At 44.4% G+C, this 21,374-nt stretch carries 21 protein-coding genes; 4 read left to right on the plus strand and 17 right to left on the minus strand.

Going from position 1 to position 21,374, the window contains the following annotated elements:
* Positions 1-266 precede the first annotated feature (266 nt).
* A complete protein-coding gene (locus tag L8S15_RS04460; protein WP_016767602.1) occupies positions 267-1,214 on the minus strand; it encodes a flagellar motor protein MotB in 948 nt (315 codons plus the stop codon).
* 12 nt (positions 1,215-1,226) lie between these two features.
* Entirely contained in the window at positions 1,227-1,991 is a 765-nt protein-coding gene (gene pomA / locus L8S15_RS04465; protein WP_004734406.1) for a flagellar motor protein PomA, read from the minus strand.
* Between the two features lie 298 nt (positions 1,992-2,289).
* On the opposite strand from pomA, the gene xseB reads away from it, so the two are divergent.
* Genes xseB through dxs form a run of 3 tightly spaced genes read left to right on the plus strand, consistent with a single transcriptional unit; the run spans position 2,290 to position 5,342 of the window.
* Complete coding sequence (gene xseB / locus L8S15_RS04470; RefSeq protein WP_010436379.1) at positions 2,290-2,532, plus strand: exodeoxyribonuclease VII small subunit; 243 nt, start codon at positions 2,290-2,292, stop codon at positions 2,530-2,532.
* 20 nt (positions 2,533-2,552) lie between these two features.
* Positions 2,553-3,437: a (2E,6E)-farnesyl diphosphate synthase gene (ispA, locus tag L8S15_RS04475; RefSeq protein ID WP_010436376.1), complete on the plus strand. Its 885-nt coding sequence runs from the start codon at positions 2,553-2,555 to the stop codon at positions 3,435-3,437.
* 21 nt (positions 3,438-3,458) lie between these two features.
* On the plus strand, positions 3,459-5,342 hold the full coding sequence (dxs, locus tag L8S15_RS04480) for a 1-deoxy-D-xylulose-5-phosphate synthase (RefSeq protein ID WP_016767604.1): 1,884 nt from the start codon (positions 3,459-3,461) through the stop codon (positions 5,340-5,342).
* Between the two features lie 139 nt (positions 5,343-5,481).
* Here the strand turns inward: dxs and L8S15_RS04485 are convergent, their stop codons facing one another.
* The 15 genes from L8S15_RS04485 to L8S15_RS04555 all read right to left on the minus strand — a co-directional run bounded on the left by L8S15_RS04485 (position 5,482) and on the right by L8S15_RS04555 (position 18,709).
* Entirely contained in the window at positions 5,482-5,841 is a 360-nt protein-coding gene (locus tag L8S15_RS04485) for a putative quinol monooxygenase (protein WP_016767605.1), read from the minus strand.
* A gap of 50 nt (positions 5,842-5,891) precedes the next feature.
* The gene (pgpA, locus tag L8S15_RS04490; RefSeq protein WP_010436368.1) at positions 5,892-6,398 is read right to left on the minus strand and encodes a phosphatidylglycerophosphatase A; all 507 of its coding nucleotides are present in this window, start codon (positions 6,396-6,398) and stop codon (positions 5,892-5,894) included.
* A complete protein-coding gene (thiL, locus tag L8S15_RS04495; protein WP_010436366.1) occupies positions 6,398-7,372 on the minus strand; it encodes a thiamine-phosphate kinase in 975 nt (324 codons plus the stop codon). The genes pgpA and thiL overlap by 1 nt, the downstream gene beginning before the upstream one ends.
* 115 nt (positions 7,373-7,487) lie before the next feature.
* Positions 7,488-7,955 (minus strand): transcription antitermination factor NusB, encoded by a 468-nt coding sequence (nusB, locus tag L8S15_RS04500; RefSeq protein ID WP_004734399.1) that lies wholly within the window; start codon positions 7,953-7,955, stop codon positions 7,488-7,490.
* On the minus strand, positions 7,955-8,425 hold the full coding sequence (gene ribE, locus L8S15_RS04505; RefSeq protein WP_004734398.1) for a 6,7-dimethyl-8-ribityllumazine synthase: 471 nt from the start codon (positions 8,423-8,425) through the stop codon (positions 7,955-7,957). The genes nusB and ribE overlap by 1 nt, the downstream gene beginning before the upstream one ends.
* 294 nt (positions 8,426-8,719) lie before the next feature.
* A complete protein-coding gene (ribBA, locus tag L8S15_RS04510) occupies positions 8,720-9,829 on the minus strand; it encodes a bifunctional 3,4-dihydroxy-2-butanone-4-phosphate synthase/GTP cyclohydrolase II (protein ID WP_016790437.1) in 1,110 nt (369 codons plus the stop codon).
* A gap of 108 nt (positions 9,830-9,937) precedes the next feature.
* Entirely contained in the window at positions 9,938-10,594 is a 657-nt protein-coding gene (locus L8S15_RS04515) for a riboflavin synthase (RefSeq protein WP_010436361.1), read from the minus strand.
* A 69-nt stretch (positions 10,595-10,663) separates the two neighbouring features.
* The gene (gene ribD / locus L8S15_RS04520) at positions 10,664-11,743 is read right to left on the minus strand and encodes a bifunctional diaminohydroxyphosphoribosylaminopyrimidine deaminase/5-amino-6-(5-phosphoribosylamino)uracil reductase RibD (protein WP_280572071.1); all 1,080 of its coding nucleotides are present in this window, start codon (positions 11,741-11,743) and stop codon (positions 10,664-10,666) included.
* 40 nt (positions 11,744-11,783) lie between these two features.
* The gene (nrdR, locus tag L8S15_RS04525; RefSeq protein ID WP_004734394.1) at positions 11,784-12,233 is read right to left on the minus strand and encodes a transcriptional regulator NrdR; all 450 of its coding nucleotides are present in this window, start codon (positions 12,231-12,233) and stop codon (positions 11,784-11,786) included.
* A 156-nt stretch (positions 12,234-12,389) separates the two neighbouring features.
* Positions 12,390-13,640, minus strand: coding sequence for a glutamate-5-semialdehyde dehydrogenase (locus L8S15_RS04530; protein ID WP_016767609.1), 1,251 nt, complete (start codon positions 13,638-13,640; stop codon positions 12,390-12,392).
* A gap of 92 nt (positions 13,641-13,732) precedes the next feature.
* Positions 13,733-14,917 (minus strand): glutamate 5-kinase, encoded by a 1,185-nt coding sequence (proB, locus tag L8S15_RS04535; RefSeq protein WP_280572041.1) that lies wholly within the window; start codon positions 14,915-14,917, stop codon positions 13,733-13,735.
* 76 nt (positions 14,918-14,993) lie between these two features.
* Entirely contained in the window at positions 14,994-15,383 is a 390-nt protein-coding gene (crl, locus tag L8S15_RS04540; RefSeq protein ID WP_010436351.1) for a sigma factor-binding protein Crl, read from the minus strand.
* A gap of 144 nt (positions 15,384-15,527) precedes the next feature.
* On the minus strand, positions 15,528-16,781 hold the full coding sequence (frsA, locus tag L8S15_RS04545; RefSeq protein WP_010436349.1) for an esterase FrsA: 1,254 nt from the start codon (positions 16,779-16,781) through the stop codon (positions 15,528-15,530).
* An 89-nt stretch (positions 16,782-16,870) separates the two neighbouring features.
* Positions 16,871-17,335, minus strand: coding sequence for an oxytetracycline resistance phosphoribosyltransferase domain-containing protein Tet(34) (tet(34), locus tag L8S15_RS04550; RefSeq protein WP_010436346.1), 465 nt, complete (start codon positions 17,333-17,335; stop codon positions 16,871-16,873).
* Positions 17,336-17,419: 84 nt separating this feature from the next.
* On the minus strand, positions 17,420-18,709 hold the full coding sequence (locus tag L8S15_RS04555) for an NCS2 family permease (RefSeq protein ID WP_010436344.1): 1,290 nt from the start codon (positions 18,707-18,709) through the stop codon (positions 17,420-17,422).
* 1,072 nt (positions 18,710-19,781) lie between these two features.
* Between L8S15_RS04555 and L8S15_RS04560 the strand changes: the two genes are divergently transcribed.
* Complete coding sequence (locus L8S15_RS04560) at positions 19,782-21,254, plus strand: aminoacyl-histidine dipeptidase (protein WP_016791859.1); 1,473 nt, start codon at positions 19,782-19,784, stop codon at positions 21,252-21,254.
* Positions 21,255-21,374: the final 120 nt, after the last annotated feature.

A 21,374-nucleotide genomic window follows, 5' to 3' on the forward strand; every position in this document is an offset into this window, starting at 1 on the left:
AAAGGTCATTTCACATAGTTATTGAAGCAATAGTAGATCAATATTAAATCTAAGGGCGCGGATTATACATGAGAAAAGGAAACAAGGAAAAGAGTGCGTGCTTTAGCGCCAGTAATAAATACGCACCTTATTAAAAATAGCATCTCTGTTCACCATCGTAGTGTCATAGGTACACAAATTTGAACTCAGTTAATCATGACGAATTAAAATAAAAAGCCCAACCTCATCATAAGGTTGGGCTTTCTAAATCATATGAGCACGCGATATTATTGAGTAACCACTGGAACTTCTTCGCTGTATAGTGGCTCGCCCTGCATGATGCTGATCTCTACGCGGCGGTTTAGGCTGCGTTGCCATTCCGTATCATTCGGCTCTACAGGCTCAGTATCAGCCATACCACGAACTCTCAAGCGTTGATGAGAGAACCCACGAACCTTCTCCATCTCTTGAGCAACAGATACGGCTCGCTGAGATGACAGATCCCAATTCGAGCGATACAGCTCAGAATCAAGCCTTTGGTTATCAGTGTGCCCTGAGATTCGAACAATACCCGGAACATCTTTCACCAGTTCAGCCACCTGTCTCACCAAAGGTCGGAACTTCGGCTGTAGGAAAGCAGAACCCGATGGGAATGCACCCTTCTCACGAATTCGAATCACAATCTGTTGGCCAAGGTTTTCCACCTCAATCGCGCCTTGGTCGATTTCTCGCTCCAACGCCTTCTTGATGCTTTCCATCAAGGTTTCCATCTCTTGCGATTGAGCTTCAGCTTGTTGTTGCTGTTGGTCTGACTCAGAGTTTTGATTGTCGTGAGTCGAAACCTCTGGCGACTTGCCTCCGGTCATCTTGCCTTGGTCACGCATGGTGCCGCCAGCACGCTCAGATTCACCTTCATGAAACTCCAGCGTCTGCTGAGTAATATCGATGGTTTGCTGCATGATCACATCAATCGGTGTTGGTTCTGGACGACCAGGGCGAAACTCTTGTGCAATGATGCTGGTCCCTTTCGGGATGTCTTTCACTTCTAAACGGTTTTGTACACCAAACGCAAACTTCATCGAGCCCGCGATCTGTTTGAACTTCAGTACGTCCATCTCAGAGAATGAGAGCAGCAGTACGAAGAAACACATCAGCAGTGACATCAAGTCAGCAAATGTCCCCATCCATTGAGGTAACCCCGGAGGAGGACATTTACATGGATTTTCTTCATCCATCTTCAATTCCTCTTACGCGGGTTCACCATCAATCGTGCGCTTACCTTCGTTTAGGTAGCTCTTCAGGTAACCATCGATAACACGTGGGTTCTGGCCATCTTGAATCGCTAAAACACCATCCATCACCAGACGACGGTTTAGTGTTTCTTGGTCACGACGCAGCGCAAGCTTGTCGGCAATAGGGAAGAACACCATGTTCGAAAGGATTGCACCATAAAGCGTAGTTAAGAGTGCAACCGCCATCGCAGGACCGATCGCTTTAGGATCATCCATGTTCGAAAGCATGGCTACCAGACCAACTAAGGTACCAATCATACCCATCGCAGGGGCAACATCACCGAATGCAGAGAACACTTTCGCGCCCTGCTCGTGACGTTCTGTCGTTAATGCGATGTCTTTTTGCAGTGCTGCACGCACCACATCACCATCATGGCCATCCACCAATAAGTCGATACCCTTTTGCATGAAACTGTTGCTGATTTCCATCTCTTCAAGTGCCAAGAAGCCACCTTTACGTGCAGCATCTGCCATCTCTACAACTTTAGCGATAAGATCTTCAGGCTCATCGGCTTTAAACATAAATGCTTTGCCGGCAATTTTAGTCGCACCAAAGAACTGTCCCATAGTGAACTTCATCAGAACAACAAACGTTGAACCACCCACCACGATCAAAATGGATGTCGTGTCATAGAACATCCCGAGGCTTCCACCTAGGATCATTGCCATGATTACAAAGGCAAATCCACCAATCAAACCTATTAGGGTTGCTAAATCCACTGAGCACTCCTCATGCTTTTTTGTAGCTCTACGTCGACGATAATCTTTTTATCGGCCAGACTATAAGATCTTTTAGTAAATTCTTGGCTTAAGTATCACACTTTTCGTTTTTGAGTCACTACTATTCGCAGACTTTACCCCTATACGTAGCGCATAAACTCGATAAAGCTAAGGTTATTCAATCAAAGTGAGTTCAAGCCCCTTAAAAACGAACTTTCTAGCAAAATTCCTTTGTTACATTTGACCATATCAGCGGCCTAGGGTAACGTTCGTTCATCTTTCCAAACGCAGATTTATTATGGCTACTAAGAAACCTGAAAATATGAGCTTTGAAGCGGCAATCGAAGAGCTTGATGGCTTGGTTGATCAACTAGAAAATGGTGATCTAGCTTTAGATGATGCGCTGAAAAAATTCGAACGAGGTATCTCCCTCGCTCGAGCCGGTCAAAGTAAACTAAACGATGCAGAACAACGCGTTAGCATCTTACTGCAAAACGATCAAAATGCAGAACTTAGCGACTTTAACCCACAACCTGAATAACAAATTGTATGAGATCCCCTATGATCGAGACGTTATTGTCTTATCAAGCACGTAATAACGAGCAACTGAACCTTTGGCTTGATCGCCTGCCACACCAAAATCAAAATCTTATCAACGCAATGCGTTATGGATTGCTTTTAGGCGGCAAACGTGCGCGTCCATTTCTTGTCTACATTACAGGGGAAATGCTCGGGTGCACGGCTGAAGAGCTCGATACTCCAGCTTCTGCAATCGAATGTATTCATGCCTACTCTCTGATTCACGACGACCTTCCGGCGATGGATGACGATGAACTGCGCCGTGGTCATCAGACTTGTCACATCAAATTTGATGAAGCGACCGCTATTTTAACTGGCGATGCACTACAAACTCTCGCGTTTACTATACTTGCGGAAGGCACGTTAAGTGCTGATGGGGAAAGCAATCGCGTTCGAATGATTCAACGCTTAGCTGAAGCCTCTGGTGCTCAAGGTATGTGTATTGGTCAGGCGCTTGATATTGAAGCCGAAAACCGCGCTGTTACGCTAGAAGAATTAGAAGAAGTTCACCGAAATAAAACGGGCGCTTTAATGAAGAGTGCCATTCGATTAGGTGCACTCGCTGCTGGTGAAAAAGCGTTAGAAGTAATGCCTCAATTAGATAGGTACGCCGATGCCATCGGGTTAGCCTTCCAAGTTCAAGATGATATTTTGGATATCACCAGCGACACGGAAACTTTGGGTAAGCCACAGGGTTCTGACCAAGAATTAAACAAAAGCACCTACCCTTCTTTGTTAGGTTTAGAGGGCGCTCAAGAAAAAGCGCAAACTCTGCTACAGGAAGCGCTTCAAGCTTTGGCTGCAATCCCATACAATACCCAGTCACTCGAAGAGTTCGCCCGATACGTCATCGAGCGCAAGAACTAAGACAATAAGCGCGCATTACCTATGACTCTTGATATATCAAAGTACCCAACTCTTGCTTTGGCTGATAAGCCAGAGGATTTGCGTCTACTTCCGAAAGAGACGCTAACACAGCTTTGTGATGAATTACGCACCTATCTTCTTAACTCAGTGAGCCAGTCAAGTGGCCACTTAGCGTCAGGCTTAGGTACAGTAGAGCTAACAGTGGCTCTGCACTATGTGTATAACACTCCTTTTGACCAATTGGTTTGGGATGTTGGCCACCAAGCATACCCGCACAAAATTCTTACTGGTCGTCGCGACCGCTTGTCGACTATTCGTCAAAAAGATGGATTGCACCCATTCCCATGGCGACAAGAGAGCGAATACGACACCCTTTCTGTTGGTCACTCTTCAACATCGATCAGTGCCGCACTTGGTATGGCGATCAGTGCTAAGAAGGAAGGTAAGGATCGTAAAGTTGTCAGTGTCATTGGTGATGGCGCGATTACCGCAGGTATGGCTTTCGAAGCCATGAACCATGCGGGTGATATTCACAATGACATGTTGGTTATCCTTAATGATAACGAGATGTCGATCTCTGAAAATGTAGGAGCTCTAAACAACCACCTAGCTCAAGTTCTTTCTGGCAGTCTTTACACGTCAATTCGTGAGGGTGGCAAGAAAGTGCTATCAGGCGTTCCGCCGATAAAAGAGTTGGTCCGTCGTACAGAAGAACATCTAAAAGGTATGGTTGTCCCTGGCACTATGTTTGAAGAGTTAGGTTTCAACTACATTGGTCCAATCGATGGTCACGATGTGAATGAGTTGATTAAAACGCTCAAGAACATGCGAGATCTTAAAGGTCCTCAGTTCTTACATATCATGACGAAGAAAGGCAAAGGCTACGAGCCAGCTGAGAAAGATCCAATTGGTTATCACGGCGTACCTAAATTCGACCCTGCACATTCAAGTCTGCCGAAGAGCACCAGCTCTAAACCAACTTTCTCTAAGATTTTTGGCGATTTCTTGTGTGATATGGCTGCTCAAGACCCTAAGCTAATGGCGATCACACCAGCAATGCGTGAAGGTTCTGGTATGGTTCGTTTCTCTAAAGAATACCCAGAGCAGTACTTTGATGTAGCGATTGCTGAGCAGCATGCTGTGACGCTAGCAACCGGTATGGCGATTGCAGGTGATAAGCCGATTGTCGCTATCTACTCGACTTTCCTACAACGTGGCTACGATCAACTGATCCACGATGTGGCTATCATGGATCTACCGGTTATGTTTGCTATTGACCGTGCGGGTCTTGTCGGTGCCGATGGTCAAACACACCAAGGTGCGTTCGATCTAAGCTTTATGCGCTGCATTCCAAACATGGTGATCATGGCACCAAGCGACGAAAACGAATGTCGCCAAATGCTTTACACTGGTCATCAGCACACAGGACCAAGTGCCGTTCGTTACCCTCGCGGTAATGGTATGGGTACTGAGATTCAAAGTGAGTTTACCGCTCTTGAGATTGGTAAAGGTCGTATCGTTCGCGAAAGCGAAAAAGCAAAAGATGGCTCGAAAGTCGCAATCCTAAGCTTCGGTACTTTCCTGGAGAGTGCGCTTCAAACGGCTGACGCTATCGATGCGACGGTTACAGACATGCGCTTTGTGAAGCCACTCGATGAAACACTAATCAAACAACTTGCTGCTGACCACGATGTACTTGTGACAATCGAAGAAAACGCGATTGCAGGTGGTGCAGGCGCGGGGGTGATTGAATTCTTGATGCAAGAGAAGCTACTGATGCCAGTATTAAACCTTGGCTTACCAGACAAGTTTATTGCTCAAGGCACTCAAGGTGAACTGCACGAAGAGCTTGGCTTAGATGCCAAAGGTATAGAGAAGTCTATCTCTGACTACCTTGCTAAATAGCTTTCATTAGCAAGCAGCATAAGTAACAAAACAAAAAAGGTTGGCCCTAAGGCCAACCTTTTTAGTATCTGCTAACTCATTAACTATTCACTGTTTAGTTGTTAGTTATTAGCTATTGGCTATTGGCTATTAAACCAGCTTAGCAACATGGCTTAAGCACCGGTGCGTCATAGTTCTCTGGTTCATCAGAGTAGATAGCAACGTTGAAGTTCTCAACCAAGCCGGTTTCTTCAACACACTGCTCTTGGAAGAACTGTTGAATTTCACGACGTTGACAGTGTGCTTCGAATGCTTCGTTATCAGCCCAGATCTCATTGAATGCAATAGGGAAACTTTCACCTTCTGCAAATGGGCTGTTGATGTGACGAGTCACTGTATATTGAATACAACCGTCTTCACGCATTGTGTTTGGCTCTAGTGATTTCAGAACTTCAAACAACTCGTTCAATTTGCCTTTTTTAGGCTGGAATTGAGCAACACAGTAAACCTTCTTAGACATTATTATTCCTTGTTTTTATCTATTATTGTTAGTGCTTTGAATATTAATTCTTAAACAAGCCAGCCAGCAAAATGAGCCACAGCATACAAGGCAACAGCCGCCATAATGCCCGCAACAATATCATCAATCATGATACCTAAGCCGCCATGTACTCGCTGATCTAACCAACCAATTGGCCAAGGTTTCACCATATCGAAAAAACGAAACAAGACAAAACCAGTGAACAGCCATTTCCAATCATCTGTAGGGATATTCAATAAAGGCACTAAGCCCATGGTGATCCAAAAGCCTGCGAATTCATCCCACACGATAGAGCCGTGATCGTGCACTCCCATATCATCAGATGTCACTTGACAAATTTTGATACCAATAATGCAGCTTACAACCACTACCGCAACATAAGCAGGAAAAGGGAGCTGAACCAATAATAGGTACAACGGAATCGACGCAAGCGTACCCATAGTTCCAGGAATAATCGGCGATAAGCCACTACCAAAACCGGTTGCCAATAAATGCCAAGGGTTTTTAAGAGAAATAAGAGAAAGTGGGTTTGTCATCAATTAGCCTTAAAGTGATCGTAACCAGTTAAGTTCCAACTTAGTGGTTCACCATTATTGTGTAGTTCAAAATATTCTACAGGTCTTATCTGGCCAATGCAGGTGACTTTTGTTCCTGTGTGCGACAAAGCACTTTCCAATGAACCTTTATTTTCTTCAGGCACAGTAAAGCAAAGTTCGTACTCTTCACCACTGGTCAGCGCATACTGCTGAGCTGAAGTAATATCACAAGCGAACTGACGTAACTCTGGAGAGAGGGGCAGCGTGCTTACATCAATACTCGCACCAACCTGAGAACGTTTGAGGATATGTTTTAAATCAGCAATAACACCATCAGAGATATCGATAGCCGATGAAGCAAGGTTAACTAGAGCTTGACCCGCCAATATTCGCGGAGTGCTCAGGTAGTGCCTCTCTTCAAGCTCTAGCGCATAAGGCTTCACTTTGTTCTTTTCGGGGTTCAGTAACACGTCTAACCCAGCTTTGCTGTCCCCTAGATTACCCGTCACGTAAATCCAGTCGCCCACTTTAGCGTTATCTCTGCGCAACGCTCGACCTTCTGGCACAAAGCCTTGTACAGTCAACGTCAAACTTAGCGGCCCTTTGGTTGTATCACCGCCGATTAGCTGAATACCAAAGTAGTCTGCAAGTTTGAAAAAGGAATCACAAAATGGGGCAAGCCATTCTTCATCGACTTCTGGCATAGTTAAAGCAAATGAAACCCAAGCAGGCGTCGCACCCATAGCGGCAAGGTCGCTAATGTTCGAAGCTAACGCTTTATGCGCCACCCATGCAGGATTCGCTTCGGCTAAAAAGTGCGTACCTGCAACTAAAGTGTCGGTGCTGATTGCGATCTCTACATTGCTTGGCGCTTTGACCAAAGCACAGTCATCGCCCGCTGCCAGATGTACGTCTTTACGTTGTGGTTGTCGATTTACAAAATATTTTTCAATCAGGTTAAACTCGCCAGACATCACATGCCCTATCTTTGGTCTTAATACAAATCACCGTAATTATTGATATTACAGAAATTTAGTTACAAAAAAGGCCAGCATGAGAGCTGACCTTTATATTCAATATACGCACGTGTTATTTCTTACGAACGTGCGGCGCTGCTTTATCAAGCACACCGTTAACAAACTTATGGCTGTCTTCTGCTGCGAATACTTTCGCAAGCTCGATAGCTTCGTTGATAACCACTTTGTATGGTACATCTTCGCGACGAGTCATCTCGTACATAGCTAAACGTAGAAGCGCTAGTTCCATCAAATCCAGATCTTGCATAGGACGAGATACGAATGGACGCAGCTTGCTATCAAGTTCCATGTGGCTAAGAGCAACACCAGTTAGTAGGTCGCGGAAGTATGCAACGTCTGTTTCTGGCATAGCTAGAGCAGGTTCTGCGGCATGATGCTCTTCTTCATCATACTTACCACCAGATAAGAACTGTTCTTCAACGGTAGCAATATTTTCTTTAGTAATTTGCCAAGAATAAATTGCTTGTAGAGCAAATTGACGTGCGTTACGACGTGCGGCTGGTTTCACACTGGCCCCCATTAGGAATCGATTTCAGAAAGAACGTTGATCATCTCAAGTGCGCTAAGTGCTGCTTCTGCACCCTTATTACCAGCCTTGGTTCCTGCGCGTTCAATAGCTTGATCGATCGTATCAACAGTAAGAACACCAAACGCTACTGGAAGAGAAAATTCCAGAGACACTTGTGCCAAACCTTTATTACATTCACTACAAACATAGTCAAAGTGAGGTGTACCGCCACGGATTACTGTACCAAGAGATACAATCGCATCGAACTTACCCGTTTTTGCAACGCGCTGCGCTACAAGTGGAAGTTCTACTGCACCTGGGCAGCGAACAACAGTAATGTTGTCTTCGCTTACTTGTCCATGACGCTTTAAAGTATCGATTGCACCAGAAAGTAAACTTTCGTTAATAAAACTGTTGAAACGAGCAATAACGATAGCAATTTTTGCATTTGGCGCTGGGAAGCCACCCTCGATCACTTTCATAAGCCTTCCTTTAACTATTTTCATCAAGTGAGAATCGCCGGATTCTAGCACAAAACTGTGAGCAATATCTAATGCTAATTTAGCAGAGCAGACACCGGAGATGTAAAGATGATAGTGCAGCGTCGCTCCCAACCATATGGGAACAGCAAGAAGAAAAGCTCACTCGCAGATCACAGAGTAAATCAAGCTTCTCTACTTTGCTCTTTTGGCATGTTCAACAGCCAAAAGAGCAACTGAAATCATCGGTAAATTATGCCGCTAAAACGGAGAAACATGTGTTCACCGGCACATGATTTATTCGCAAACGTACTCAACAACGTTAAGACCAAAACCACCCAATGCGTGGTAACGCTTAGTGCTTGAAGAAAGCAGACGCATATCGTGAACGCCTAGATCTTGAAGGATCTGAGAACCCACACCAACACGACGAGAAGTACCTTGCTTCTTGGCCATGGTTGGTTGTTCGTTCTTATCTTGCGCTTCAAATGTCTTCACTTTGTGAATCAAAGAGTCAGACGACTCTTCGTTGCCCAGAATAACTAACACACCGCCTTCGTCGCCAATGCGCTTCATTGCTTTATCTAGCGACCAGCTACGTTCCGTTCCACGGTCTGAATGAAGTAGATCGGTAAACGTGTCATGCAGGTGAACTCGTACTAGTGGAGCGCCTACAGACAAGTCGCCCTTTTGCATTGCGTAGTGGATCTGGTTATCAATAGTGTCACGGTAAGTCACAAGTTCAAAGTCACCAAACTCTGTTGGCAAATGGCATTGTGCTACACGTTCAATCGTAGTTTCCGTGTTGTTACGGTATTCAATCAAGTCAGCAATCGTACCCAACTTGATACCATGCTTTTCAGCAAACACTTCAAGGTCAGGACGACGTGCCATGGTGCCATCGTCATTTAGGATCTCAACAATAACCGAAGCTGGCTCACAACCCGCTAGGCGAGCTAGATCACAACCCGCTTCAGTATGGCCAGCGCGAGTTAATACACCACCTTCTTGAGCTGTCAGTGGGAAGATATGCCCGGGTTGAACAAGGTCAGCGGCTTTCGCATCTTTTGCCACAGCCGCTTGAACGGTAACGGCGCGATCTGATGCAGAAATCCCCGTAGTTACACCCTCAGCAGCTTCAATCGAAACCGTAAAGTTGGTTGTGTATTGAGCATTATTATCTTGAACCATAGGCGCTAGACCCATACGGTTTGAACGCTCTTTGGTCAACGTTAGACAAATTAAGCCACGGCCGTACATCGCCATGAAGTTAATCGCTTCAGGCGTCACATGTTCTGCTGCCATGATTAGATCGCCTTCATTTTCGCGATCTTCATCATCCATCAGGATAACCATTTTTCCTAGGCGAATGTCTTCAATAATTTCTTGAGGAGTACTAATTGGCATTGTTCTATATCCTTTGAAATGGTTCTGCTTCCTAGAACCGACACTATTTAAACCTGATGATATTGCTTCGCTTTACAAAGTCTCGCTTAACACACTTTGTACCAACGATTAGGCAAAACCATTCTGCTGTAAGAATTCCATCGTCAATCGAGATTCAGGCTCAGACTCTTGCTGTTGGCCTTGCAGTAGGCGCTCCATGTAGCGTGCTAATACATCAACTTCTAGATTGACTTTACGGCCGACATTGAATTGATCGATGGTCGTTTCTGAAGAGGTGTGAGGAACGATAGTCAGCTTAAAGGCATTTTTGCGTAAATCGTTCACCGTTAGGCTAATACCATCAACAGTGACTGAACCTTTTTGAGCTACGTACTTTGAGATCTCTGCAGGCATTTCTACCCAGAACTCAATCGCACGACCGACTTGGTTACGCTCAACAATCTCACCCACGCCATCAACGTGACCCGATACAATATGACCACCGAAACGCGTGGTCGGTAGCATAGCTTTCTCTAGGTTGACCTTATCGCCAGCTTGGTAATCCACAAAACCCGTTTTTTTCAGGGTCTCAAGCGAAAGGTCTGCACTGTAGCTGTGGTCGTTATACTCAACAACCGTCAAACAAACACCATTGGTCGCGATACTGTCGCCTAACTTAACGTCAGCCATATCAAGCTTACCAACATTAACCGTTACGGTGATGTCTTCTCCGCGGGGAGTGATTGCACTCAATGTACCTACGGCTTCTACAATTCCTGTAAACATTTTAAAACTCTTTTTGTTGTCAACGACATGTATTTGGTTAGTAGAACTATTTCCACTATGGTTTCGTTACTATCGGTTTCGAAATACGGGTTTCGCTACGATGCGAATATCCACACCAACCTGTCGAACATCTTTAATTTCTAGGTCAATCACATCAGACATTGAAGTGAGCCCTAATGCGCCCATCAAACCTCGTCCGTCACTGCCCATAAGTTTAGGCGCTAAATAGAGGATTAGCTCATCCACTAACTGTGCTTCAATCAAGCTTTTTGCCAATGTCGCGCCCGCTTCGACCCAAATATGATCAATATGGTTCGCTGGCAATTGACGCATCAAATCGTGTAAATCAAGCTGACCAGCATCCGTTGTTCCGACCTCAATATCAGCAGAGGTTTCAGCAACTCTCAATACCGAAGTTGGAGTCTGGAATAACTTGAGCTCAGGATGCAGTTGATTTTGGCGATCAAGGATCACGCGAATCGGCTGACGCAGCTCGTCTTCAACGTAATTTATTTTGGTACTGCTTGGCAATTCTGCCCAACGAACATTCAGCGACGCGTTGTCTTCAATCACCGTTTGGCTGGTTGATAACACCGCGCCTGATTTGGCTCGGTAGTTCTGAACGTCACGACGCGCTTCTGACGACGTGATCCACTGGCTTTGACCATTTTCCAATGCCGTTTGGCCATCTAGGCTAGCCGCCATTTTTAACTGTACGAATGGCATGCCCGTTTGCATACGCTTGATAAATGCAGGATTTAAATCGAGAGCATCTTGCTCTAACAAGCCTATCTCAACCTCAATACCCGCATCACGTAGCATCTTGATGCCACGCCCTGCGACTTTAGGGTTTGGGTCCTGCATGGCGCAAATCACTTTTGAAACTTGAGCCTTAATCAAACCTTCCGCACAAGGCGGCGTTCGACCATAATGCGAACAAGGTTCTAGCGTAACGTAAGCCGTTGCACCTTTTGCCTTATCACCCGCCATTCGCATAGCGTGCACTTCAGCATGAGGTTCGCCCGCTTTGGCATGAAAACCTTCACCAACGATCTGACCATCGGCTTGTACGATGACACAGCCTACATTTGGGTTTGGCGCAGTGGTGTAAATGCCGCGTTTCGCTAATTGAATAGCGCGCAACATCATTTGAAAATCTAGGGGAGTAAAATTAGACATAACTGAGGGGTTAGTCCTCTAATTTAGCGATTTCTTCGCCAAACTCTCGGATGTCTTCAAAGCTGCGGTAAACAGAGGCAAAACGGATGTACGCCACTTTATCCAATTCTTTCAATTGGCCCATCACAAGATTACCAATCATCTCGCTTGGTACTTCACGCTCACCAGTTGCACGGAGTTGTGACTTAATCGTACTGATCGCAAGTTCGATCGCATCAGCACTCACTGGGCGTTTTTCTAGGGCACGCTGAACACCACCTACCATTTTATCTTCATTAAATGGTTCGCGGTTTCCATTCGACTTAATGACTTTAGGCATCACAAGCTCTGCCGATTCGAAAGTAGTAAAACGTTCACTACATGCAAGGCATTGACGGCGACGACGAACCTGATGGCCATCGGCTACCAGTCTTGAATCGATTACTTTAGTGTCGTTCTCTGAACAAAAAGGACAATGCATATCACCTCCAAATAATTGAATATCAGTGTAACGGAATTGCCAAACGTTAGGAAAGAAAAAGGGCCAATTAAGGCCCTTTTGTGTGGTGATTCATTGATTATTGCTACTCGATCGTCATTTCAAAAATGAGCTGATGAGTAAAATTAACGACCAGCGTTAACCGCGAACTAAATAGTTCGCTTTGCCTACCCATTTGTAGCTTGTCAGCTCTTCTAAACCCATTGGGCCACGAGCATGCAATTTCTGAGTAGACACTGCTACTTCAGCACCCAGACCAAACTGTGCGCCATCAGTAAAACGTGTTGATGCATTCACATAAACCGCCGCAGAACCGACTGAGTTAATAAAGCGCTCTGAGCTTTCTAGACTATTCGTCATGATCGCGTCTGAGTGGCTCGCGTTGTGGACGCGCATGTGGTCAATCGCTTCTGCCACATCCGCGACGACTTTCACGCCTAACGTATAGCTTAACCATTCAGTGTCAAAGTCGCCTTCAACCGCATCACGTTGGTCTTCAAAACCCGCTAGCAGCGATTTTGCACTAGTGTCAGCAACCAAAGTAACCTTGCCGGCTAAACGCTGTGTTAGCTGCGCTAAGAAAGCTTCAGCAACCGCTTCGTGCACTAATAATGTATCTAGCGAGTTACAGGCAGATGGGCGTTGAACTTTAGAGTTTTCAACAACATCAACGGATTTCTCAAGGTCAGCGCTTTCATCAACAAAAATATGGCTGATACCGAAACCACCGATGATCACTGGAATCGTGCTGTTCTCTTTACACATCTTGTGCAAGCCAGCGCCGCCGCGAGGAATGATCATATCCACGTAATCATCCAGTTTAAGCAGTTGAGAAACGAGCTCACGATCAGGTTTTTCGATGTACTGAACTGAAGCGGCTGGAAGCTCCGCTTTCTCTAATGCAGACTGGATAACTTTAACCAGCTCCATGTTTGAGAAGAATGTCTCTTTACCACCACGTAAGATACTTGCGTTACCTGTTTTTAGACACAGTGCCGCAATATCGATAGTTACGTTTGGACGCGCTTCGTAAATAACACCAACCACGCCAAGTGGTACACGACGACGAGACAGTGACATACCGTTTTCCAGTACCTTACTGTCCATTTCGCTGCCAACTGGATCATTCAGGCTAATTACGTTACGTACATCGTTAGCGATACCTGTTAGACGCTCTTCATTCAGCAATAGACGATCAAGCAATGCGTCAGTTAAACCCGCTTCACGACCAAGTTCGATGTCTTTTGCGTTCGCTTCTAAAATCGTTGCTGCGTTTGCTTCTAACTCATCAGCGATGATCGCCAATGCCTTGTTCTTTTGCGCCGTTGAAGCGGTCGCTAGGTGGAAAGCAGCGTCTTTTGCTGCGATACCCATGTTAGTTAAATCCACGTTTAACTCTCCCTAAGTTCTGTCTGTCTTTGGATGTAAAAAGGCGCTTTACGATTATGTATATTCGCAGTGCATCGCCTTATCATCACGAGCTACTCTTGAATCACTACCATGTCATCACGGTGAATAACTTCTGATCCGTAGTCATAACCCAGTATCTCACCAATATCTTTACTGTGTTTACCTGCGATTTTCGCTAAGTCTTGGCTCGAGTAGCTAGCGATACCACGCGCCACTACCTTGCCTTTGATGTCTGTAACTTGGGTAACTTCACCACGAGAAAACTCGCCTTGAACTCGAGTGACCCCTTTCGCCAACAGGCTGCTACCTTTAGTGTTCACAGCATTAACGGCGCCATCATCAACCACAATATCACCGGCAGATGCAGGGCCAGCTAAAATCCAGCGTTTGCGGTTTTCAAGCGCTTCTTCTAGAGGCAAAAAACGAGTACCTTGTGGATTGTCACTCAACGAGTCAAACACCACATTTTCAGCACTACCCGCCGCAATAATCACTTCAATACCGGCACGACGAGCAATATCAGCCGCCTGCAGTTTAGTCGCCATACCGCCGGTACCTAACGTAGTACCACTTCCGCCTGCGATCTTGCGTAATGTGTCATCAATGGTTTTCACTTCTTTGATGAGCTCTGCATTCGGATCTTTGCGAGGGTCTGCCGTAAATAGGCCTTTTTGATCGGTTAATAGCAGAAGCTTATCGGCTCCACATAAAATACCAACCAGTGCCGACAAGTTATCGTTGTCGCCCACTTTAATTTCGTTAGTTGCTACTGCATCGTTTTCATTAACCACCGGAATAATATCGTGTTCAACGAGTGCGTTGATCGTGTCGCGAGCATTAAGAAAACGCTCGCGATCATCGAGATCAGCACGAGTCAGTAGCATCTGGCCAATTTTAAGGCCATAGATAGCAAACAAAGACTCCCAAACTTGAATCAACTGGCTTTGCCCAACTGCCGCAAGCAATTGTTTGCTCGCCATCGAGTTGGGAAGTGCGGGGTAACTAAGGTGCTCACGCCCAGCAGCAATTGCGCCAGACGAAACCATAACCACAGAGTGGCCTTGTTTTTTTAATTCAGCACATTGACGAACCAGCTCAACCATGTGAGCACGATCTAATGCCAATGTTCCACCAGTTAAGACACTGGTACCCAGTTTAACAACGACAGTTTTACTCTGTGTTGTTGTCCCGCTTTGATGATTTGTTGTCATGAAGTCTTTTATAGATAAAACAAATAAGAGGTGATGTTTTAGCAATCAACAGGGGAATTCACAAGCAGAAAAGGTGCGAAATCGCACCTTTTTACTTTATAGAGAAGAGTAACCTTTAAAATCAGACGAATTCGACAGACTCTTCGTCGAATTGAACGCTGATTTCAAACTTATTTTGAAGTTCGTCAACCAGCTTTTGGTGGAAAGCTTCTTGAGTGCGAGACACTTCAGCTACCGCCTTCTTCGGCAATGGTAAGCAATCCCAATTGCCATCGATGTTGTACTTGCCGATGTTGTATTTCGCCGAATATCCCTCTTCCGACTTATCCAACTCTAACCACCAACCCCAAAACTCACGTTCTTCTGGTGATTTTTTATCGTTCACACACACAGATAAACAATCAAAAATATAATGACCTTCTTCTGATTGTGGTTCTCTTAAGTAAGGCCCAATCGCCTTTAAAACATTCAACAAACGATAATGCGTAGGTTGTTGTGTCACTTCTGACATATTGAATCTCCATTTTCAATGTTAAGAATGACGTTACTCAGACTGCAATACGTAGAAAGTACGCAATTGGATTTTATAAATTACCTCTGAGTATCAGGTACTTAGTTTGTACACTTTTCATGCTTAACTAATTTAGGAGAAATGTCATCTAAATAATTCATCCTCAAGCCATTTTATCGCCAATTCGAGGGATTGCTCATAACCCTGTGTAATTGATTTAGCTTTGATTTTCTTCGCTTTGCCGTAATCACTGTAAATAGCAACCAGTTGATTATCCATTGGTGGTGAAACAGGGTCTCCTTCTAAGGCTAGTGCCAAGATAGGAACGCTGGTTTTACTGTTCGACAGCAAGCCTTGTACCTTGAGTGACCAAGCCATCAGTTGCCCAGAAAGACTATTGATATCTACCGCACCTTTACCGAGACGCGAAGCTAACACATCTAAATGCATTTTAGGCATCTGTTTCAATTTGTCTGCATGAACAAAGATATCGTGAATTGGCGCGCCTAAAGAGATACACGCTTTGAGCTTATGTTGCTCTAGGAAAGATAATCTCACCATCGCATTGCCACCAAAACGGAAGCCAAACAAGCCGACCTTGTGGTGATCGACCCATGGGATGTTAGGCAGTTCATTGAGCACAGCTTGGTGAAGGCAAGACGAGTCTTCAGTTAAAGGCCAATGCGCACTGTGCCCTATCGACGGCATATCGACCGTCAACATAGCAATGTTTTTAGGGGCTAGGTAATCTCTAAACAAGCGCCACATATCGGTTTGCAAACTGTCTAGTCCAGCGCTCACAATCACAACAGGCTGAGGTTTATCTGTTTTGGTGAGATGCAAGTTCGCCTTAATTTTCTTATTCTGATACGGCACTTCAAGTTGCTTAACGATCAGCTTGGTATGCTTGATGGCTTCAGAATAAGCCGCGTTCGCCAGCACTTGAGCCTGAGCTGCCAAATTGTCGTTCTTGAGATGTGGGTAACCCGCTATGCTAAAACATAACGATGCTGAAAACAGCTCTTCAGCCATCTCTTCACCGTTCTTTTCATTAGAGCGATTTTGATGCTGCATACCAAGCTTAGTCCACTCGTATGCCCAGTTACCGCTGCGATAACCCATGACGGTATCTAACCACTCGTCCGTCGTGCGAGAATTATCTGACGACGCAATTCGAGCTAACACCGCTTCTTGCTCTATTGGGTTAACGCCTTGCCATACCCACTGAAGACGCCTTAAATTTCGATACCATGATGAATTTTGCTGTTTACGCTTCTCATCCAATAGCTCTTCTGAGCTTGGCATGTAGCGCGTCAGCATTGAGGTTTCTTTAGCCTGCTTATGCTTTACAAACAAGGTTTCCGAAAGGTTCGAGCTCGTTTCTTCTGATTCAGACATAGGGATACTTAATAAGAAATGGTTGTCACTAATAATATAAAAAAAAATGACCCTATAAAGGGTCATTTCTCAAAAAACTAAGTTTACGCTTATTTTGACTTGCGATTTACTGGCTCAACGAAGCTTAAGCTAGTATCCCAAGGCTGCTCAATCCAAGTGTCTTGAGCGATATCAACGATGTACTCATCTAGTAAATGTGCGCCAGATGGTTTTGCACAAACTGCGATTAGTTTCGCTTTCGGGTACATTTCGCGAAGTTTACGTGCAGTGTCACCACTATCAACAAGGTCTTCAACGATAAGGAAGCCTTCGCCGTCACCCTCAGGTGCTTTAACTACCGTCATATCACGTTGGTGATCGTGGTCGTAGCTAGAAATACAAATCGTATCTACGTGACGAATACCTAGCTCACGGGCCAAGATTGCACCAGGAACTAAGCCACCACGGCTTACTGCCCAGATGCCTTTCCACTGTTCTGCTGGCATTTGCTTTTCTGCTAGTTGGCGGCAGTAAGTCTGCATGTTGTCCCAAGTGATAACGAATTTGTTGCTCATAGTATAAAACCTAATAATTTTGTCATGTTATTAGAGGCTATGCGAAACATAGCCTCTTCAACGATTAAGCAGAAATCTAGACGATTAAGCGAAAATATATTTAAGAATAAAGATAGCCGACATTACCCACACTGCAGGTGAAACATCACGACCTTTACCACTTAGCAGCTTAATTGCAGCGTAAGCGATGAAACCTAGTGAGATACCCTCAGCAATAGAGTACGTCAGCGGCATTAGCAAACATGTTACCACGACTGGTGCAGCTTCCGTAAGATCACGCCAATCAATGCCAACTAGACCAGACATCATTAGAATTGCTACATAAAACAGTGCACCAGATGTTGCGTAAGCCGGGATCATGCCTGCAAGCGGCGAGAAGAAAAGAGCCAGTAAGAATAAGATACCAACAACAACTGCTGTTAGGCCGGTACGACCACCCTCAGCAACACCAGCAACACTTTCTACGTAAGAGGTTGTGTTTGATGTACCTAATAATGCACCGATAGACGTTGCTGTAGAGTCAGCGAGTAGTGCTTTATTCAAGCGTGGTAGTTTGCCGTCTTCTTTAATTAGGTTTGCTTTTGTTGCAACACCAACCAAAGTACCGGCAGTATCGAATAAATCGACAAACAAGAATGCAAATACCACTGAAATCATACCGATTTCGAATACAGCAGAGAAATCAAGCTGCATGAATGTAGGTGCTAGGCTTGGCGGTGTAGACATGATACCGCCATATTGAACGTCGCCAATTGCGATACCAATCGCTGTGATTGCTAAAATAGCAATCATTACTGCGCCTTTAACACCACGATGAACGAGAGCAATAGTAAGGAAAAAACCCAGTGCGCCTAGAATAGGAGCAACCGCGGTAATATCGCCCAGTGAAACCTTAGTTGCTGGGTTAGAAACCACGATGCCAGCATTGCTAAGTGCAATGAACGCTAAGAAAAGGCCGATACCTGCAGAGATACCAACACGCAGAGACATAGGGATCGAGTTAATAATCCATTCACGAATCTTAAAGATACTTAAGAAAATGAAGATTACGCCTGATACGAAAACTGCTGCCAGAGCAACTTGCCACGTATAACCCATACCCATTACAACAGCGTAGGTAAAGAATGCGTTCAACCCCATGCCTGGAGCTTGAGCAATTGGGTAGTTAGCAACAAAGCCCATAATGAAACAGCCAATAGCAGCCGCTAAACAGGTTGCTACAAATACAGCGCCATGGTCCATCCCAGCGTCAGCTAGAATCATTGGGTTTACAAAAATGATGTAAGCCATTGTTAGGAAGGTTGTTAGACCTGCGATGATTTCAGTGCGCACATTGGTGCCATTTTCACTGAGTTTGAATAGCTTTTCGAACATTATCGAATCCTATAAGGGTAAAAAGTAAACGGTTGCGTAATCGATTGGCTGTGGATTATAAAGTTATCAAATAACAAATTCCAGATAGAATTAAGGCTCTAATTAATATTTATCAGAATGACGTATGAAACAAAGTGATTAAAAACATAAACTGAATAATTAAATAATCATTAAAAACAAAGATTTAAAACAAAAAAACAACAATTATACTTGATTACTTTTTCGACCATCGATTATTTTCATTGAGAATCTAGCCATCAAATTCTCAAATGAAACCCACAAGAGTTGTGTATTTTTCAACAGGATTCGTAATAAGGCGTGAATTGATCGTTTGGCGTTTAAAAAATAACCGCAACGAATGACAGAGAAATAATGAATGAAAGTGGTTGGGAACAAGATAGGCGATAAAGTAGCAGGCAAAAAAAACGCCACTCAAAAATGAGTGGCGGTAGAATCAGTCAACCAAAGGGTTGTAAAAGAATTCCAATATATAGGGGTGAACAAACTGTTCAAGTTACAAGCAGCTGGTATTAGTAACCAAAGCTTGTTGGGTATGCAAAGTTGCTAGTGTAAACAGAGCTGTTAAGCCAGAACATTGCAGATGGTAAACCTTTCATAACTATCACCTTAATAAATCAATAAAAACGAATTTGATTTCTCGGTTCCCTGGAGGCGATAAAACGGACTCATCCTTTGAGCATTTACTCTTCACTTAAGAAGTTGGTTATTAATATACCTCAAAGAAAAAAGATTACAAGCTTTTCCTGCTTCACATCACACTTTTAGCTACTTATGGTTATTTTACAAACTAAATCTCGTAATTAAATTACACAACAGAACTAAATAAACGTTTGCCTGAATTAATTATAAGCATCAAGACACTTACTTATGATCAAATGAACAATCTAGCTTTCAAAATTTGAGGAGTCTGGGGCTTAGAAGCGCTACTCGTCAAAACGCGCAAGTGGTATGCTGTTGCCATCAAAACAGACCCATATTTTAGATTTTTGTTCTAACTTTCCATCCATCCAAATCCTAAATATATGGTTATCAAATAAAAAAGGAGTCATCCGTGTCTGAATTCCATTCTGAGATCAGTAAATTGTCCCCTGCCCCTATTTGGCAGTTTTTCGATAAGATTTGTTCAATCCCACACCCTTCAAAGCACGAAGAAGAGCTTGCTCAATACATTATTGCTTGGGCAACAGAGCAAGGCCTAGATGTGCGTCGCGATCCAACGGGCAACGTATTCATCAAGAAGCCAGCGACACAGGGCATGGAAAACAAGAAAGGTGTCGTGCTACAAGCTCACATCGATATGGTTCCACAAAAGAACGAAGACACAGTTCATGACTTCGCTAAAGACCCAATCCAACCGTACATTGATGGTGAATGGGTTACTGCAAAAGGCACAACACTTGGTGCCGACAATGGTATGGGCATGGCTTCTTGTTTGGCCGTTCTTGCTTCAAACGAAATCCAACACGGCCCTATCGAAGTTCTACTAACCGTAGATGAAGAAGCGGGTATGACTGGTGCTTTCGGTCTTGAAGCGGGTTGGTTAGAAGGCGATATCCTTCTTAATACCGATTCAGAGCAAGAAGGCGAAGTGTACATGGGTTGTGCTGGCGGTATCGACGGTGCAATGACTTTCGACATCACTCGTGATGCAGTCCCTGATAATTTCGTTACACGTAAGCTAACGCTAAAAGGCCTTAAAGGCGGTCACTCTGGTTGTGATATTCACACGGGTCGTGCAAATGCAAACAAATTACTTGCTCGTTTCCTAGCGGGTCACGCAAAAGATCTAGACCTTCGTATCATAGAGTTCAAAGGTGGTAGCCTTCGTAACGCTATCCCTCGTGAAGGCTTCGTAACGGTTGCAGTACCGGCTGAAAACCAAGAGAAACTGGCTTCGCTATACAACTACTACACTGAGCTTCTATCTACAGAGCTGGGTAAAATCGAAGACAGCATCGTAACATTCAACGAAGAAGTAACCGTTGAAATGGGTACTCTTACTCAAGCAGAACAAGCTCGCTTTATCGCGGCACTTAACGCATGTCCAAACGGCGTGATTCGTATGAGTGACGAGATTGAAGGTGTTGTTGAAACGTCTCTAAACGTAGGTGTTATCACAACAGAAGAGAACTCAATCACAGTGCTTTGCCTGATCCGTTCTTTGATCGATTCAGGTCGTAGCCAAGTAGAAAGCATGCTGCACTCTGTTGCTGAGTTAGCAGGCGCTAACATCTCGTTCTCTGGTGCTTACCCAGGTTGGAAACCAGACGCAGATTCAGAAATTATGCATATCTTCCGCGACATGTACGAAGGTATCTACGGTCACAAGCCAAACATCATGGTTATCCATGCAGGTCTTGAGTGTGGTCTATTCAAAGAACCTTACCCGAATATGGATATGGTTTCTTTCGGCCCAACAATCAAGTTCCCACACTCTCCTGATGAGAAAGTGAAGATCGACACAGTTGAGCTATTCTGGAACCAAATGGTTGCACTGCTTGAAGCAATCCCAGAAAAAGCATAATTCGATAATATATATACTCAATAGATGCTGCTTACAGTAAGCACCGTTTATTCAAAACAAAATAAAACAGGTACTCAATGAGTACCTGTTTCTGTATCTAATCTTTGTAATCGACTATTT

It is taken from the genome of Vibrio sp. S/42/10 (genome assembly GCF_029890535.1).
GTDB classification, from domain to species: Bacteria; Pseudomonadota; Gammaproteobacteria; order Enterobacterales; family Vibrionaceae; genus Vibrio; species Vibrio cyclitrophicus.

Excerpts from the sequence above, each read along its gene's own strand:
- L8S15_RS04460 (WP_016767602.1), bottom strand. The coding sequence starts at position 1,214 with ATGGATGAAGAAAATCCATGTAAATGTCCTCCTCCGGGGTTACCTCAA.
- xseB (WP_010436379.1), top strand. The coding sequence starts at position 2,290 with ATGGCTACTAAGAAACCTGAAAATATGAGCTTTGAAGCGGCAATCGAA.
- ispA (WP_010436376.1), top strand. The coding sequence starts at position 2,553 with ATGATCGAGACGTTATTGTCTTATCAAGCACGTAATAACGAGCAACTG.
- dxs (WP_016767604.1), top strand. The coding sequence starts at position 3,459 with ATGACTCTTGATATATCAAAGTACCCAACTCTTGCTTTGGCTGATAAG.
- L8S15_RS04485 (WP_016767605.1), bottom strand. The coding sequence starts at position 5,841 with ATGTCTAAGAAGGTTTACTGTGTTGCTCAATTCCAGCCTAAAAAAGGC.
- pgpA (WP_010436368.1), bottom strand. The coding sequence starts at position 6,398 with ATGACAAACCCACTTTCTCTTATTTCTCTTAAAAACCCTTGGCATTTA.
- thiL (WP_010436366.1), bottom strand. The coding sequence starts at position 7,372 with ATGTCTGGCGAGTTTAACCTGATTGAAAAATATTTTGTAAATCGACAA.
- nusB (WP_004734399.1), bottom strand. The coding sequence starts at position 7,955 with ATGGGGGCCAGTGTGAAACCAGCCGCACGTCGTAACGCACGTCAATTT.
- ribE (WP_004734398.1), bottom strand. The coding sequence starts at position 8,425 with ATGAAAGTGATCGAGGGTGGCTTCCCAGCGCCAAATGCAAAAATTGCT.
- ribBA (WP_016790437.1), bottom strand. The coding sequence starts at position 9,829 with ATGCCAATTAGTACTCCTCAAGAAATTATTGAAGACATTCGCCTAGGA.
- L8S15_RS04515 (WP_010436361.1), bottom strand. The coding sequence starts at position 10,594 with ATGTTTACAGGAATTGTAGAAGCCGTAGGTACATTGAGTGCAATCACT.
- ribD (WP_280572071.1), bottom strand. The coding sequence starts at position 11,743 with ATGATGTTGCGCGCTATTCAATTAGCGAAACGCGGCATTTACACCACT.
- nrdR (WP_004734394.1), bottom strand. The coding sequence starts at position 12,233 with ATGCATTGTCCTTTTTGTTCAGAGAACGACACTAAAGTAATCGATTCA.
- crl (WP_010436351.1), bottom strand. The coding sequence starts at position 15,383 with ATGTCAGAAGTGACACAACAACCTACGCATTATCGTTTGTTGAATGTT.
- frsA (WP_010436349.1), bottom strand. The coding sequence starts at position 16,781 with ATGTCTGAATCAGAAGAAACGAGCTCGAACCTTTCGGAAACCTTGTTT.
- L8S15_RS04555 (WP_010436344.1), bottom strand. The coding sequence starts at position 18,709 with ATGTTCGAAAAGCTATTCAAACTCAGTGAAAATGGCACCAATGTGCGC.